This is a genomic window from Glaciimonas sp. GG7, assembly GCF_052976905.1.
Window position 1 is genome coordinate 1 of the sequence record NZ_JBRIIQ010000040.1, and the last position, 15702, is coordinate 15702.

Here is a 15702-nt window from a genome sequence, read left to right on the forward strand (position 1 = left end):
GTCATTGACGATAGCGTTGAGCCTGAACCGATTATCGATACGGTCATTGACGATAGCGTTGAGCCTGAACCGATTATCGATACGGTCATTGACGATAACGTTGAGCCTGAGCCGATTATCGATACGGTCATTGACGAGATCGTTGGGCCTGAGCCGGTAGACGTTATTACTCCTGAAGATCCTGTATCTGCGCATCCTGTCTACAAGGATGGCGGCAAATACACGCTCGGAGATGTCGTCAGACACAACGGCAATCAGTATCAATGCAAACAGACTGGTTGGTGTGGACAATCGGCCTATGCGCCAGGAAGTTCCTATGGCGAACATGCCTGGACGGTTTATACAAACGTAGAAAATACGTCCGGGTATCCGACTTATCAGGCAGGTCAACGCTATGATGGTGGTGCGATTGTTTTCAATCAGGGTGCGCTATACCAATGTCAATCCGGCGCTGTCAGCGGCTGGTGCAGCCAGTCGGCATATGCGCCTGGAGTAGGCACAGCATGGTCCAGTGCATGGCACATTTACGTTCACTAAATACGCCCGTCTTTTTCTGAGTCTTGCCGTTCCTTGGACGGCAATTGAATGCCATTCCGTATCGCAGTACGGAGTGGCATTTTTTCAATATGAATGCGTTTTCATATCGTATTTGTTGAAAATGTATTCGTCATATTTTGCGATGCGACGATTTTTTGACGCAAAAATGCCACAAGTAAACTCAGGCATAGTCAAACGGTTTTAAAGCTGGCATAGTGTCAAAAAAGAATAGCACGCGCGTACTTTTTGCTAAAAAATAGTAGCGCAATAAAAATCGCTCAACTAGATATATCTGTCTTGAATAAAATAACAGAGCGCCGTTAATTACTCCCTGATCTCAGTGATCAGGGAGTAATAGCGAGGTAGGCGCCAAACATGGTAATCGCAGCAAATCTAAAGCGATACCAAATGCATTATTAACTTTATATTTATTAATACTTGGAGAAGACATGAAAAAACATTTTTCCGCACTGCCAAAAATCGCCGCATTAACCTTGCTGACTATGGCTGCTATGCCTGCCATGGCACAGCAAGCGGGCGATAACATCGTCAACGTAGGCTGGTTTCATCTGGCACCGCAAGATTCAAGTCAAAATTTGGTCGTTGGCGGTATGACTGTTCCTAATACCGGTGCTGGCGTTGGAACTGCAGATACGTTGGGTTTGCAGTTCAGTCACTTCCTCACAGATAACTGGGTAATCTCTGCCGATGCAGGTATCCCGCCAACATTTAAATTGGATGGTGAAGGTATTTTGCAAGGCACGCATATTGGTTCGGCTAAACAATGGAGTCCGGCGCTGCTTGTTAAATACTACTTTGGCGACAAAAACAGCCAGTTCCGTCCATTCGTTGGTGCCGGTGCTACTTATGTCTGGTACTCGGATGTGAAATTAGATAACGCCTTCCAGCAAACCTTGAGCTACGATATTAGCCACGGGCAAACGACGGCTTTCAAGACCAGCGCCAATTTGGGCAGCTCACTTGCACCAGTCATTAGTGCCGGTGCCAGCTATAACCTGGATGCGCACTGGTCTGTCGGCTTCTCGGTATCGTATATTCCTTTGAAAACCAAAGCTGACCTGACTACATCATTGCCAGGTGGTGGCTCAGTGAGCAGCAGCACCAAATTGACGTTAAATCCGATCGTCAGCTTCTTGTCTGTCGGCTACAAGTTCTGATAGTTGATAGAAAATCTGACCCAAAATTGGGTCAGACATAAAAAACCTCGATCGTATCGAGGTTTTTTTACGCCTGCATTTCTTGTCTGAAAATCGGACAAATGCGGTCAACTACTGTTTCTAGGTTAAAGTCCTTATTAACGATAAATCTACAGGGGAATAAAATGGCTAACGAAACTGCAGTGATCGGAGGCGGCTGTTTTTGGTGCCTCGAAGCGGTCTACCAGGAAATCAAGGGCGTCAGCCATGTCGAATCCGGCTATACCGGCGGCCATGTCGTCAATCCGACCTATGAGCAAGTCTGTGATGGCGCAACCGGCCATGCTGAAGTTGTCTCCATCACGTTTGATAATGAGCAAGTCAGTTTGCGGACATTGCTGGAGATATTATTTACCATTCATGATCCGACGACATTGAACCGGCAAGGTAACGATGTCGGGACGCAATACCGCTCAGTTATTTACTATCAATCACCCGAACAAAAAGAAACCGCCAAGCATGTCATGGCAGAAATGGCCTGTGTCTGGGACGCGCCGATTGTGACCGAATTGATGGCGGCAGAAACCTATTACAAGGCCGAGGAATATCATCAAAATTATTTCAAGCAACATCCGCTGCAAGGTTATTGCGCTTTTGTTGTTGCGCCAAAAGTGGCTAAGTTACGCAAAATATTTATGGATCAAGTAAAGGATTGATTGTGCCGGGAGGGCGCAATCAATCAGATACTGTCATAAATAAGAAAGGTCGCCGGATAGGGCGACCTTTCTTATGACAGTGTCTGATTGCGAGAGTAAATATTAAGCCCCACCGTATATATACCGACGCGACCACGGCAACGTTGTAGCGCTCCGTCCAGCCTTGCGGCAAACCACCTGATAGAGCGCCATCCAGTCCATCTCAAAACCATACGCGCTCCCGGCCAGATACAAACGCCAGATACGAAAGCGGCGATCGTCCGATGCCTGCCTGACTGCATCGGAATGCGCCTCAAGATTATCCGCCCAGATACTGCACGTTTTTGCATAGTGGCGGCGTAAGTTTTCGACATCCATGACTTCCAGCCCGCCTTCCTGCATCGTCTTTAACACCAACCAGATATGCGGCAATTCCCCATGCGGAAACACATATTTATCGATAAATTCACCACCCCCGTAGGGCGACTCGCCATTGTCAATATCGGTCGTCGTGATGCCGTGATTCATGGCAACGCCGTCGTCGTCTAACAGCGATTGGATGCGCGAAAAATACATCGGCAGATTCTTCAAGCCGACATGCTCGAACATCCCCACGCTAGTGATGCGGTCGAATTTTCCGGTCACATCGCGATAGTCTTGCAAGCGGATTTCTATCTGGTCGGTCAGACCCGCTTTTGCAACGCGTTCTTTGGCAAGCGCGCATTGATTTTCAGATAGCGTCACGCCCACACATTTAGCGCCGAATTTCTGCGCCGCACGCAACACAAGCGCACCCCAGCCGCAACCTATATCCAATAATGTCTGGCCCGGCCGGAGTTGAATTTTTGTCAGAATATGGTCAATTTTTTTGAGCTGGGCAGTCTCCAGATCTTCATCACCATTTTCAAAATAGGCGCAAGAATAGACCATATTCTGGTCCAGCCATAATTGATAAAAATCGTTCGAAACATCGTAGTGATAATGAATCGCCTCGGCATCTTTAGCCTTGCTGTGACGTGCATGGCGTGCGATCCGCCCAAACTTGCCTTCCGGCTTTAGGTTGGTCGCCGCCAGCGTATTGGCAACCGAGATAATCTGTTTTAACTTACCCTCGACCTCAATTTTTCCCTCGACATAAGCCTCACCCAGGTTCGATAAAGAAGGCGTCAGTAAATAACTCAGAGAAGAGGCATGCGGCACTCGCACGGTGACTTCGGGGGTTGTCGCGGTACTGAAATCAAAACGTTGACCATCCCATAATTCAAGCCGTAATGGCAGCGCTGCGTGGTGGCGGATGTCATCGACCCAATTCTCAAGTTTTTTTTCCCAGAACACGATTTGTCCCCAAATAACAGCATTGATCGGAAATATATTTTTACGCTTCTGGTATGTTGAGGCCAATAGCCATTGCGGTTTTATTATTCCTAATTATCATGCGCTTAATTTTATTTATGCGCTTGCCGGGTCATCATTACGGCTGCAAGCGTTGCCTTTGCCAATTCCCATTCATATCTTGGCGATACAAAATCCGGTCATGTAAGCGTGAGCGGCGACCTTGCCAAAACTCTACCGTGTCAGCAACCAACTTGTATCCGCCCCAATTTTTCGGACGTGGCGGATGGTCGCCAAACTGTTGTTCAGCCTGCGCATATTGGACCTCCAGCAACGCCCGATTGGCAATCGGCTGACTCTGCGCCGAGGCAATAGCACCGAGACGACTTGCCAATGGGCGACTAGCAAAATAGGCGTCGCTGTCGGCCTCCGAGACGCGTTCAACTCTTCCCTCAATACGTACTTGCCGCTCCAGTTCAACCCAATGAAATAGCAGCGCGGCAAAAGGATTGCGCGCTAAGTCTTCGCCTTTTTTGCTTGCATAATTGGTAAACCAGGTGATCCCCTCTGCGTCGAAATTTTTAATCAGAACGATACGCGAAGAGGGCCGCCCATCCGCATTCACGGTGGCCAGACTCATCGCATTCGGCTCCGGAATTTGCACCCGAATTGCCTCGTCCAGCCATTTTCCAAACTGCGCCATGGGGTCGGTGAGCGTGTCTGCTTCGGACAGGCTGGCTTGACTATAATCCGTACGCAGGTCCGCAATCGATAGCGCGAGTTGGTCGGTTTCTCCGTTGATGTTCATCATGCCAAGATTCCTCTGCGGCGCTGCATGGCACTGCCTAATTGCGCCATTTGCGCGACGCTAAAAATGCGTTTCGCCATCGGCGCGATCCAGGTTTCTTCCTTCTCCATATGCGCCAGATACAGACGCGAAAAAAGGCCGACGTCAGTACCAGAAAGGTCGCTCGCATGACCGCTCTGAAGCGCGGTCAATTGGGTTTCCAGTCGCTGCCAGAGTTGCGCCATTTCCTGATGTTCACGCATAATTTCCGGTCCCAATTTGCGTAACACTTCCGCATCCTCATCTATCGCCGTAGCGGTGAGCATTGGAAACAAATCCTGCTCTTCATCTTCATGATGATGCGGTGCTGACTTGGAGAAATAACGTAATACTGCGGCGGCGGCGAGTTGCGCCTCGGCGTCTGCACCGTGTTCAGGCAAGTGCGCCTGCAAGCGTTCGAGCGTCGCAAGTTGTTTGCGTATGCGTTCGTGGCAGTGCTTGAGTACCGCAATCGGCTGACCGAAATCAGGTGCCGTATCGAAAAGGGGATTACTCATAAATTATCCTGGTGAAAGTCATGCAGCGAAAGTGTGCAACGTGTTGTTGATTTTAGAGCACTCTTCATGCAAAGGTTGCAAAGGCGTAAATTGATATAAATCAAGGTCGGAACCCACTCGCGTGCGCAATCGCAAAACACCATGGAGAATGTATCGGTAAAATAGCGCACTTACTGCGCATGGATTTTCTTATACGTTGCGTATCAGCAAGATCATTCGATAATATTGTTTAATAGTCATCTAATCTTACACCTAGTCAGAACTCATGTCCTCCTCCGCTGCGCCAGCCGAAATCCTTACTACCACCGCCCCCTTCAACGCTGAAGACATCGATTTCGATCGTCGCTTTGGCGGCATTGGACGACTTTACGGTGCGGCGGCGCTGAGCCGTTTTCGGCGCGCGCATGTCTGTGTGATCGGCGTCGGCGGCGTCGGCTCCTGGGCGGTTGAGGCCTTGGCGCGTAGCGCGGTCGGTCACTTGACCATGATCGACCTTGATAATCTGGCCGAATCCAACGTCAATCGGCAAATTCATGCGCTCACTGACACCATGGGCAAGGCCAAAGTCACCGCTCTGGCTGAGCGCATCGGGCAAATTAATCCGTATTGCAACGTCACCGAAATCGAAGACTTTATTAGCGCCGATAATCTGGAAGAAATGCTAGGCGGCAACCGCTACGATTACGTCATAGACGCCATCGACAATGTGCGCGCCAAAGCGGCGTTAATCGCTTATTGCCACGATCATGGCATACGGTTGATGACGATTGGCAGCGCTGGCGGACAGGTTGATCCGACCTGTATCGAAGTACGCGATCTGGCCCGGACCGAGCAGGAACCTTTGTTAGCGAAGGTGCGAAAATTACTGCGTTCGCAGTACCGTTTTCCGCGTGGCGAAAAAAGTAAATTCGGCATCGATGCAGTATTTTCAACCGAGCCTTTACGCTTGCCTGTCAATGAAGAAGTGTGTGCGATAGAGGGTCAGGAAATGGTGGGCGTGACCGGCTTGAATTGCGCCGGTTATGGCTCCGCAGTAGTGGTCACGGCGACGTTCGGACTAGTAGCCGCCGGACATGTTTTACGTAAGCTCGCAGCTGATGCTGTGCCGCCCCAGTAATTGGGCGATAGTTATTTTGAGTTGACACGTTGTGATTGGCTCACTAAACTTCGCCCCACTATGTTTATTGGAGTTCTAATCTTGGACAGTTGTTCTAGACCCCGTGGATGGGCAAACAGCCCGGCACAATTCGTTACCTGTCAGTAGACTTCCCTCCGCTACAGCTTGCGAATCACTCTGATTTTTTCAGATTCGCCGCGCTGCTAGTATCGTATTTCCGGTGATCCTCGTCACCATTCGCATATTCCCATCCCTTTTAATTAATCTTTAGTTGCCTGTTTACGCGCAGCATTGTTGCGTCGGTCGGGACTAAATGTTGCCCATGACTATCGTTTTTCGATGCATGGCAACTTGATGGTGAGGTGTTGATGATGGAATGGCATATTTTTTTAGTACGGGTTTTGCTCGCGCTCACGCTGGGTGCTTTTATTGGCGCTGAGCGTCAGATGCGTCAGCGTATGGCGGGTTTGCGTACTAACGCTTTAGTGGCGTTAGGGGCATCCCTGTTTGTGATGGTGGCGGCGTTTGAATCTGATCCGCAAGGGGCGACGCGCATCGCCTCCTACGTGGTGTCTGGTATTGGCTTTTTGGGCGCTGGGGTGATCATGCGTGAAGGCGCTAGCGTGCGCGGTCTCAATACTGCGGCGACGCTGTGGTGTTCGGCGGCCGTTGGCGTATTGTGTGGTTTGGGGCATCCGCTTGAGGCGGCGATTGGGGCTGCGGCGATACTTGCCACGAACGTGTTGTTACGTAGCGTTTCGCATTTGATTAATCGTCAGGATTTGCAAGGGGCGAGTGAGGTTGAGCAGGTGTATCGCTTGTCGATTGTTTGTCGTCAGGATGATGAGGTTCAGGTGCGCACGTTGATGTTGCATATGCTCAATGGTATGCCGCATTTGGTGGTGCAGTCGTTGCATAGTGAGGACTTGCCGTCTGGCACGCAGTTAGAAGTGCGGGCTGATCTGATTACCTCGCCTAGCAATCATTTGCAGCTTGAGCAAATTGTTAGTCGGGTTAGTCTGGAGAAGGGTGTTAGTGCGGCGCGGTGGGCTGTGCTTAGTGATGTGGAAGTTTAAGGGGGGTCTTATGCGTTTTCAGAAATGTGAAAAATTCTTTGGAATATATCTGCCTTTTGTTGGTGGCGTGAGGCCTGCTGCTGTTGAGGCGCGCTTTCCTTATCGGGTAGTGACGCTTTGCCGCACTGGCGATACGGTTGAGGTTGCGCAATTAATCCGGCAGCAGTTGTGCGGTCGTGTCGCTGTTCAGCATCTTGACAGTGTGCCTGTGAGTAACGGTAATCTGACGAATATCAGGATAGAGATGCTGTGCTCAGTTAGTGAGCGTGGGGATGTTGTGCGGTTGGTTACGCGGTTGGGGTTGGAGAAGAGTGTGCGTAGTGTGCGCTGGGAGAGTATTCCTAATAAGCTGGTTTCTTGATTTGCGGTTGTTGCGGGTTTGTTTCGGTTGGTGCTTCGTGGAGGCTTGTCGGACCGCCCCCGACAAGCAACAACGGAGTCGAAAACGCATTCAATACCGAACGTCAAAGCCAAGAGCGAGTTGCTTGATGTCGCCCAAACTACCGCGATACAACATCCCTTGATCTAAAACCCACCCGTAAATCGATATCGACTTCCCGGATGCCACATCGTCGCAATCGAAGCAACCTGGTCCATCGACAGGGTTTTTCTCTTGAGTACCAGACATGGTTCTTTCTGTGTGATCTGCAGCATTGCGGCGATTGTGCGTGGCGCTGTTTTCGCTTCGATCTCATAATTCATGCCCTGCAATGGGGCTGTCGTCATCAGGTATTCGTTGGGCGTCATACGGGAAAAATCCTGCCGGATGTAGTCCGGCACTACCTTCGGATTGATCCAGCGATCTTCGACCTGTATCGGGATATCGTTTTCAAAATGGACGATCACGGAATGAAATAGTGGGTCACCGATTTCTAATCCGAATTGTTTCGCTAGCAGGTCCGAGGCTTTGTGGCGCTCCAGCTGGTATAGCTCGCTGCGATGGATGTGACCACGGGCGCGGACTTCTTCGGCGATACTTTTGATTTCGATTAGCGTAGATTGGTATTTTTGTTGGGCTACATAGGTACCCGATCCTTGCACGCGGGTGAGGATTTGTTCGGTGGTCAGTTCTCGTACTGCGCGGTTGACCGTCATGCGTGAGACGTTGAATTGTTTTGCCAGCGCCTGCTCCGACGGGATGGCGTCGCCTTCGCGCCAGTGTCCAGCCTGAATCTCGGCGAGCAGAAAATCTTTTATCGACTGAAAAACAGGTACTTTTTTTTGCATTTCTTGCTCTTTCAAACCGCTCTCCCAATATCGCGCACGCCGTCATTGTATTCTGAACGGCGATCCGGTTTTGGCTCTTTAGAAGAGCTGCGCAGAGTTGTTTGGTATACGCCATGGCGCCGCTTGCAGCAATGGATGCCTGGCAAGTGACAGACGAACGCAAAGAACAAGTTTTGGCGTATGTTCGTCACTTTGTTGTTATCTGCATACGCGCGTGGAGTATCCTGGTGTACCGAGAACGTCCCCTTTCATGCTTCATTGTTGAATCTTTTTTGCGGGCTTCTGAAGGCACGAAATGAGGATGATGGGCACTTAGCCGCCGGTTTGTATGGTCGTCACCGTCAACGCACCGTTGACTTTTTCCGCCACAAAATCAATCTTATCTCCCGGTTTCACCTCGTCGAGCATCGCAACGTCTTTCACCCGAAAAACCATGGTCATGGCGGGCATGCCCAGATTATCCAAAGGGCCATGCTTAATCGTGATCTTGCCTGCTGCTTTATCGACTTTCTTCACTTCTCCCGTCGACATCGCAGCAGTGTCGGTAGAGGCCATTTGTGTCATCTCAGCTTGCGCCATTTCCTCAGCCGCCATAGCGCCAAACGGCACAGTCAATGAGGCCGCGAGTGTCAGGGCGAGTGCTGCCAATAGAGTTGAACCGATTTTCATATCAATGCCTTTACTGTATTTTTGTAGCAAAATTATTGAACGACGATAGTGCCGCGCATGCCAGCTTCAAAGTGCCCTGGTTGCAGACAGGCAAAATCAAATGTGCCGGCTTTGCTGAACTTCCACACCAATTCACCGGTTTTACCCGGCTCCACCGATACTTGATTGGGATCGGAGTGTTCCATTTCCGGAAATTTAACCATCAATGCGGCGTGTTCCTTGAGCTCCTGGATTGATCCCAGGACCATTTCATGCTTGACCAGGCCAGAGTTCTTGACGACGAACTTGATCGTTTCACCGCGTTTGATCAAGAAGGTCGCGGGCGTGAAACGCATGGAGTCGTGCATATCGACTTTTATCGTTTTAGATATCTTGCTTGCGTCGCCCGGTGTACCCATTGCTCCTGCATGGCCTTCATCGCTGTGAGCCAAGGCCTGCATCGATAACAGGGACAGTGCCAGCGTAGAGGCGATTAAAACGGATTTCATAAAATATCCTGACAGTTAAAAAGTGCGTGTTTTAAAGGAAATATAAAAGCTCGGAAAAAGCATTAATGATCGCTATGTGCGCCTGCCTTAATTACTGTGAGAATTTTTTCGCCAGGTTTGGCGGCCATGCGCTGGGCATCGGGTGCTTGCGTGGCATCCGGCATCGCGGCAATATCACCTTTCCATTCATAGGCCGATGTGCCAGCAGGATGCTGGTACCAACCGGGGTCCTTATAGTCGTTGCGCGCAATCCCTTGCCGTATTTTTACGGTCGTAAACATCCCACCCATTTCAATGCCGCCAAACGGACCGGTGCCGGTCATCATCGGCAATGTGTTGTCGGGCAATGGCATTTCCATCTCCCCCATTGAGCCGCCCTTGTCACCCATGACCATGTAATCCGGGATGAGCTGATTTATTTTGCTCAGCACATCGCGCTGATCAACCCCGATCATGGTTGGCACGTCATGCCCCATTGCGTTCATCGTGTGATGTGCCTTGTGGCAATGGAAAGCCCAATCACCCGGTTCGTTGGCATCGAACTCAATCGCCCGCATTTGACCGACGGCGATATCTGTCGTCACTTCAGGCCAGCGCGATCCTGACGGGGTCCAACCGCCATCGGTTCCGGTGACCACAAATTCATGCCCGTGCAAGTGGATCGGATGATTGGTCATGGTCAGGTTACCGACGCGTATGCGTACTCTGTCATTCTGATTACATACCATCGGATCAATACCGGGAAAAGCGCGACTATTGAAAGTCCACAGATTGAAGTCCAGCATGGTGCTGGTTTTCGGCGTGTAGCTGCCGGGGTCGATGTCATAAGCATTGAGCAGAAAACAGAAATCGCGGTCTACCCGGTGCTGACTCGGATCTTTGGGATGCGTGATCCAGAACCCCATCATGCCCATCGCCATTTGCGTCATTTCATCCGCATGCGGGTGATACATAAACGTACCCGGCCGCTTGGCAATAAATTCATACACGAATGTTTTTCCTGGTCCAATACCGGGTTGCGTGAGACCGGTCACACCATCCATACCATTGGGCAGACGTTGCCCGTGCCAATGCACGCTGGTGTGTTCGGGTAATTTATTGGTCACAAAGATGCGCACACGGTCGCCTTCTACCACTTCAATAGTGGGGCCCGGAGACTGACCGTTATAGCCCCATAAATTAGCCTTCATCCCCGGCGCAATTTCGCGCACGACAGGTTCGGCCACCAGATGGAACTCCTTGACCCCATTTTTCATACGCCACGGCAAGGTCCAGCCGTTGAGGGTAACCACCGGGTTGTAGGGACGCCCGTTCGGTGGCAACAGAGGAGCTTGTGTCGCCGCCCCATCCATGGTGGCGGCTTCAGGCAGCGACGCGGCACCAACCCGACTGACTAAACCTGCGCCAATGACGACAGCACCGGCACCGTTAATGAAATTTCTGCGTGAGACCATCATATTTATCCTTGAATTATCCTTCGATTAATCGGTGACCATGCCAGCAGAATTACCCGCTTTATCACTACTGGCAGCCGATGAACGGCCGGTCTGTGCCATTTTTAATGCGGAATCGGCGATCCAATAATCGCGTAGCGCTTCGATAGCACCATTGACACTGATGACTTGCGCTCGGGCGTCAGCCAACAAAGTAAACACCCCGATGAGCATGCCGTTGTAACGCAACATTTGTTCATCCGAGATCCGCTTCTTGAGGGGCACTATTTCATCCCGATAATGTCGGGCGATATCGTAGGCGCTGCGGTAGTCGGCATACGCGACGCGCACCTCCGAACGGGCGTTCACCGCCAGCTCTGCGCAACGATTGACGGCTTGCATGTACAACGCCTCGGATTTTGCCACCCGTGCGCCGCCCCAATCGAACAAGGGAATTTCAAGCTGAATTGAATAGCCATTCTCACGCGATGGGCTTGACTGATAGTTGTTACGGATCAAGCCTACGTCGAGAATGTTGATGAACCGCGTGGTCTTGATCAGTCCGAACGATGCCGCCAGAGCGGCAAGTTCGCGCTTAGCCATCATGATATCGAGTCGATTTTGCATGGCCTGCACTTCGACATCGGCGATCTCTTCAGGGGCTTTGGGCAGATCGGGGAGACGATCCGGCAATTCAAACGCGGTATGACTTCCCCATAAGCCGAGTAATCGTATGAGCTTTTCCCGTTGAGCAACTTGCATCTGCGCCGCACGGGCTAATTGCACGGTCGCGTCGGCATAGAAAGATTGCTCACGCATCTGCTCGAGTTTGCTCCAGTTGCCAACGGCCGCCATTTTGTATGCCAGTTGCGCGCTGACCTGCGCAGAAGCCGTGACTTGCCTCATATAGATAACTGTTTCTTGCGCTGAGACGGCAGAAAAATAGGCGTGACGTGTTTCATCGGCGAGCGCTAACGCTTGCGCAGCTGCACGCAATTGTGCCTGCTCGAAGTAGCGCCGTTCAATCTTGCTGGCCATCGGCATCGTCAATAAGCCCATCACCGGCAACATCAACGTGTGATCAATTTCGATATCATCGCCGCGGCGCAGGCGACCAAAGCTAAAAGAGGGATTCTTGAGACGCCCGGCCTGCACCACATTGGCCTCAGCGATCCCTAATTCGCTATAACTCGCCTGCAGGCCCTTGTTATTGAGCAGCGCAATCTTCACCGCATCATCGACACTCAGCGGTTTGGCGAGCAGCGGTGCGATGGTGTTGGCAACACTGATCGCATCCGCCTCAGATTTGACCCATTTGACTTCCTGACCGATGCGTTCCTTCGTCATCGACTGTACCGATGCAAAGCCGCCATCCTGCGATAGCGAGGCGCAGCCACCCAGAAATAAAACGGAGGCGCTAAGAGCGAGCGGGCGAAAAGTAACAAAAGATAATGGCATGATCGCTCCTTAGCGTGATTGCATGCCGTCGTGCGCTGGCATGGAGGATGGCATTTGATGGGAAGGCGATGCTGTTTTTTTGCCTTCGGGCGCGGAACTTGTTGCGGTCATATCGTCCATGTTTTTGTCAGACATGCCTTTCATGCCCGCCATGCCGGAGGCCTTCATCGCATCAGACTTGCCGACCTCAGCGTTGGACTTCTTCCAAGCCTGAATATCAGGATCCTGATAGCTTTTGTAATCCGAAAAAACTGATTGATAAAGCGTGCCAGAACCCATAACGTTGGGATGTTGTGGGTCTTCCGTAAAGGTCTGTGCGTGCACGGCGAACGGAAATAACACGATAGCGGCAAAGATTGCGCGCCTCGTAGAGAGGGTAAAAATCATGATGTCCTTGATGATGCAAACGCGAATTGCGTGCAAGATATGCACCCAAGTGCACGTCTTACGCGAAGGCAGAGCTGTGAAGGTGGCGACAGGCGACATCGCCTGTGCACGCACTTCTGCTATTTAGCTTGCGAGGGAGTGGGGAGGCCGTTCCAGGCCTTCGGGGAAGTGTGCGGTGAATCGCGCATCTGAATGGGAGCGGAACGCCAGATCAGTTTGGAATGGTGCAATTGGATCAAGCGTGAGAGGCAAACTGATAGCGGTACTCAGACAGCAACTGGCGCATGCACTGCATTTGGCGGCAGCGTGATGGTGGTTGCCGTCGGAAGAGGTGTTTCCTGCGGCATCCTGATGAAAACCACTGGAAGAAAATTGCCCATGATGCGCAGCATCTTGTTCGACATCGGCGCTATCCCCGTCATGCTGTGATATTCCAGGCATCCGGTGCTGATGTGCGCCCACGCAGGCGAGCATACCGGCCGATGCAAAGCCTTGTATAGGCAGAGCAAAGACCAAAAGCCATAATAATGCGATCTTGAGGAGGCGGGACATGGGCTGCAGTATAGGCCAGAACTAAAAGACTAACAATCTGAGTTGCGCCGTTTAGCGAATGCACAAGTAGTTGCGAGCGGATGAAATCGGGAGGCTGAATTGTTCACTGATGACGCGTTTTCGGGCATACAACATTCAATCGGCGTCTTGACCTAAAGGGCCTTGATTTTCCGTTTTCAAAGGAGCCTCTTGAGGTGGCTTAGCCATCGGCACGAACACACAGACACGCAGACCGGAATGCTTTACTTCGTCTGAGAACCCCAGTTCAATCTGCGCGCCCATCCGGTCTGTGACGGCCTTGACGATGGAAAGGCCCAGACCTGACCCGACTTGATCGCTTCCGAGAGTGCGATAAAACGGGTCAAACACCCGCTCCCGCTCAGCGATTTCAATACCCGGCCCTGAATCTTGGATTCTCAGGATTGCGCGGCCTTTCTCGGTGGTCACAGAAAGATCGACCCTGCCACCACCCGGGGTGTAGCGTAGGGCGTTATCGACTAAGTTTTTGACGACGGCAATGAGGTCTGACGCGTTGACCCAGAGTTGGGCGTCTTGCTCTCCTTCGACGCCAATGTCGATGTGCTTGTCCTCAGCCAGAGGCATCAGGTCTTCCAGTACCTGTCGATAGACGTGCTGCACCGATACAGACGACTTGGGTCGGTCAAGCGCAGCCTGCGCCTTGGCCAGGGTGAGAAGCTGGTCGAGCAGGTTGCGTCCGCGCTCTATGCCTCGGCGCAATGTCATGAGACGTGCCTGCGCAAGCGCAGACATATCGGCCTGGGCTAGTCGCTCCGCTTGCAGTGACAAGGCTGTCAAAGGCGACCGAAGTTCATGCGCTGCATCGGCCACAAACCGGCGCTGTGTTTCCATTGACTGGTCAACGCGGACAAGCAGACGGTTGATCGCCACCGCGAACGGGCGCACTTCGGCGGGAAGATGGCTTTCCTCGATGGGATGTAACGCTTGTTCGGCGCGCTGATCGATTTCCGCCGACAAAGATGCAATGGGCCGGAACATCTTGCGCACAAGGTCAGCCACGATCAACAGCAGTATGGGAACCAAAATCAAAAACGGTATCAAGGTACGCAAGGCGCTGCCACGGGCAATTTCATCGCGAATGCCGGTTTCTTGCGCCACGGCGATCCGCTCGCCACTGGACGTTGTTTTCACCAACACACGGAACGGCTCATCGTTGACTTCTAGTGTATGCAGTCCATCGGGTAGCGTCATCGGTAGTGGCAGCGGCGTTCCCTCCTCTCCTGTTCCTGCCGCCTTGCTGCCATTTGTCAGATATTGGACGATCACGCGCGACTCTTCATTGCTGTCTTTCGCGCGGCCATCGTCTCCAAGATGTGCCAGTGGCAGGTGTTGCCGATCAAACAGTGCCGCAACCTGGCGCAGCATGTCGTCTTGCAACTCATGGGCTTCGTTGAATGCGGATACGAAAGAAAATATCCCCGCCACCAATGCGATGACCAAAATAGCCAGCGACAGCGAAAAGGACAGCTTGAGCTGGACCGACTCGTTCAAGCGGTTTTTGAAACCATCCATCCGACCCCCCTGACATTTTTGATGATGTCGCCGCCCAGTTTGCGCCGCAGCGCATGGATCAGGAATTCGACGACGTTGCTTTCCACCTCTTCGCCCCATCCGTAGATACGGTCTTCCAGATCACTGCGAGAAAGAATGGCACCGGGTCGTGCCAGCAAAGCTTGCAATAAGGCGAACTCACGGTTGGAGAGTTGCACCGGGGCACTCTCGTTGACTGCGGCCTCCCGCGTGGCCGGATCGAGCGACACCACCCCGTTGCTGAGCAGGGATGTGGCGCTGCCTCCCTTGCGTCGTAGCACGGCGCGCATGCGGGCCAGCAGTTCGGCCATCTCAAAAGGCTTGAGCAAATAGTCATCGGCCCCGCCATCCAAACCGCGCAGTCGATCATCGAGGGCATCACGGGCCGTGATGATGATCAGGGGAACCGGGTCTTCTTTGGCGCGAATGCTGGTGAGCACCTCCAGCCCATCCATACCGGGAAGGCCAAGATCAAGCAGCACCAGGTCATAGTGCTGGCAACCCAGTGTCGTGAGGGCGGTTAGCCCGTTTTTTACCCAGTCGGTAGCATAAGAGGCATCTTTCAGCGCCTCTTGGATGGCTTCGCCAATCATGGCGTCGTCTTCGATCAACAGTACCCGCATTCTTGTTCCTATTGTTATTGTCGTATCCCCCGCTCCAG

At 52.0% G+C, this 15702-nt stretch carries 17 protein-coding genes and 1 pseudogene; 6 read left to right on the forward strand and 12 right to left on the reverse strand.

All coding sequences use genetic code 11. The features are described from left to right. From ACVBEF_RS11150 to msrA, 3 genes and pseudogenes are all read left to right on the forward strand, one after another. Positions 1 to 537, forward strand: a pseudogene (locus tag ACVBEF_RS11150) (hypothetical protein); the annotation flags it as partial. Between the two features lie 449 nt (positions 538 to 986). After that, positions 987 to 1715: an OmpW/AlkL family protein gene (locus tag ACVBEF_RS11155; RefSeq protein WP_447124014.1), complete on the forward strand. Its 729-nt coding sequence runs from the start codon at positions 987 to 989 to the stop codon at positions 1713 to 1715. 164 nt (positions 1716 to 1879) lie between these two features. Continuing rightward, positions 1880 to 2410 carry a peptide-methionine (S)-S-oxide reductase MsrA gene (msrA, locus tag ACVBEF_RS11160; RefSeq protein ID WP_447124015.1) on the forward strand — a complete coding sequence of 177 codons (531 nt, stop codon included), beginning with the start codon at positions 1880 to 1882 and terminating at the stop codon, positions 2408 to 2410. Between the two features lie 102 nt (positions 2411 to 2512). On the opposite strand, the gene ACVBEF_RS11165 is transcribed toward msrA, so the two are convergent. From ACVBEF_RS11165 to ACVBEF_RS11175, 3 genes are all read right to left on the reverse strand, one after another. Next, entirely contained in the window at positions 2513 to 3724 is a 1212-nt protein-coding gene (locus ACVBEF_RS11165; RefSeq protein ID WP_447124016.1) for a class I SAM-dependent methyltransferase, read from the reverse strand. Between the two features lie 136 nt (positions 3725 to 3860). Next, entirely contained in the window at positions 3861 to 4532 is a 672-nt protein-coding gene (gene pdxH / locus ACVBEF_RS11170) for a pyridoxamine 5'-phosphate oxidase (RefSeq protein ID WP_447124017.1), read from the reverse strand. Next, positions 4529 to 5065: a hemerythrin domain-containing protein gene (locus ACVBEF_RS11175; protein WP_447124018.1), complete on the reverse strand. Its 537-nt coding sequence runs from the start codon at positions 5063 to 5065 to the stop codon at positions 4529 to 4531. The genes pdxH and ACVBEF_RS11175 overlap by 4 nt, the downstream gene beginning before the upstream one ends. Before the next feature lie 265 nt (positions 5066 to 5330). Here ACVBEF_RS11175 and tcdA point away from each other — a divergent pair, with 265 nt between their 5' ends. The 3 genes from tcdA (at position 5331) to ACVBEF_RS11190 (ending at position 7619) form a co-directional block, all read left to right on the forward strand. Next, positions 5331 to 6182 (forward strand): tRNA cyclic N6-threonylcarbamoyladenosine(37) synthase TcdA, encoded by an 852-nt coding sequence (tcdA, locus tag ACVBEF_RS11180; RefSeq protein ID WP_447124019.1) that lies wholly within the window; start codon positions 5331 to 5333, stop codon positions 6180 to 6182. A 371-nt stretch (positions 6183 to 6553) separates the two neighbouring features. After that, entirely contained in the window at positions 6554 to 7258 is a 705-nt protein-coding gene (locus ACVBEF_RS11185; RefSeq protein WP_447124020.1) for an MgtC/SapB family protein, read from the forward strand. A gap of 10 nt (positions 7259 to 7268) precedes the next feature. Beyond that, a complete protein-coding gene (locus tag ACVBEF_RS11190; protein WP_447124021.1) occupies positions 7269 to 7619 on the forward strand; it encodes a hypothetical protein in 351 nt (116 codons plus the stop codon). Between the two features lie 164 nt (positions 7620 to 7783). Here ACVBEF_RS11190 and hutC read toward each other — a convergent pair whose 3' ends face one another. The 9 genes from hutC to ACVBEF_RS11235 all read right to left on the reverse strand — a co-directional run bounded on the left by hutC (position 7784) and on the right by ACVBEF_RS11235 (position 15664). After that, positions 7784 to 8485, reverse strand: coding sequence for a histidine utilization repressor (gene hutC / locus ACVBEF_RS11195; RefSeq protein WP_447124022.1), 702 nt, complete (start codon positions 8483 to 8485; stop codon positions 7784 to 7786). Positions 8486 to 8797: 312 nt separating this feature from the next. Next, a complete protein-coding gene (locus ACVBEF_RS11200; RefSeq protein ID WP_447124023.1) occupies positions 8798 to 9154 on the reverse strand; it encodes a copper-binding protein in 357 nt (118 codons plus the stop codon). A 32-nt stretch (positions 9155 to 9186) separates the two neighbouring features. After that, the gene (locus ACVBEF_RS11205; protein WP_447124024.1) at positions 9187 to 9642 is read right to left on the reverse strand and encodes a cupredoxin domain-containing protein; all 456 of its coding nucleotides are present in this window, start codon (positions 9640 to 9642) and stop codon (positions 9187 to 9189) included. A gap of 62 nt (positions 9643 to 9704) precedes the next feature. After that, positions 9705 to 11096, reverse strand: coding sequence for a multicopper oxidase family protein (locus tag ACVBEF_RS11210; protein ID WP_447124049.1), 1392 nt, complete (start codon positions 11094 to 11096; stop codon positions 9705 to 9707). 27 nt (positions 11097 to 11123) lie between these two features. Further along, positions 11124 to 12533, reverse strand: coding sequence for a TolC family protein (locus tag ACVBEF_RS11215; RefSeq protein ID WP_447124025.1), 1410 nt, complete (start codon positions 12531 to 12533; stop codon positions 11124 to 11126). A 9-nt stretch (positions 12534 to 12542) separates the two neighbouring features. Next, on the reverse strand, positions 12543 to 12920 hold the full coding sequence (locus ACVBEF_RS11220) for a hypothetical protein (protein ID WP_447124026.1): 378 nt from the start codon (positions 12918 to 12920) through the stop codon (positions 12543 to 12545). Positions 12921 to 13043: 123 nt separating this feature from the next. Further along, positions 13044 to 13472 carry a hypothetical protein gene (locus ACVBEF_RS11225; RefSeq protein ID WP_447124027.1) on the reverse strand — a complete coding sequence of 143 codons (429 nt, stop codon included), beginning with the start codon at positions 13470 to 13472 and terminating at the stop codon, positions 13044 to 13046. Positions 13473 to 13607: 135 nt separating this feature from the next. Continuing rightward, positions 13608 to 15023, reverse strand: coding sequence for a sensor histidine kinase (locus ACVBEF_RS11230; RefSeq protein WP_447124028.1), 1416 nt, complete (start codon positions 15021 to 15023; stop codon positions 13608 to 13610). Then, positions 14999 to 15664, reverse strand: a complete 666-nt coding sequence (locus ACVBEF_RS11235) for a response regulator (protein WP_447124029.1) — start codon at positions 15662 to 15664, stop codon at positions 14999 to 15001. The genes ACVBEF_RS11230 and ACVBEF_RS11235 overlap by 25 nt, the downstream gene beginning before the upstream one ends. Positions 15665 to 15702: the final 38 nt, after the last annotated feature.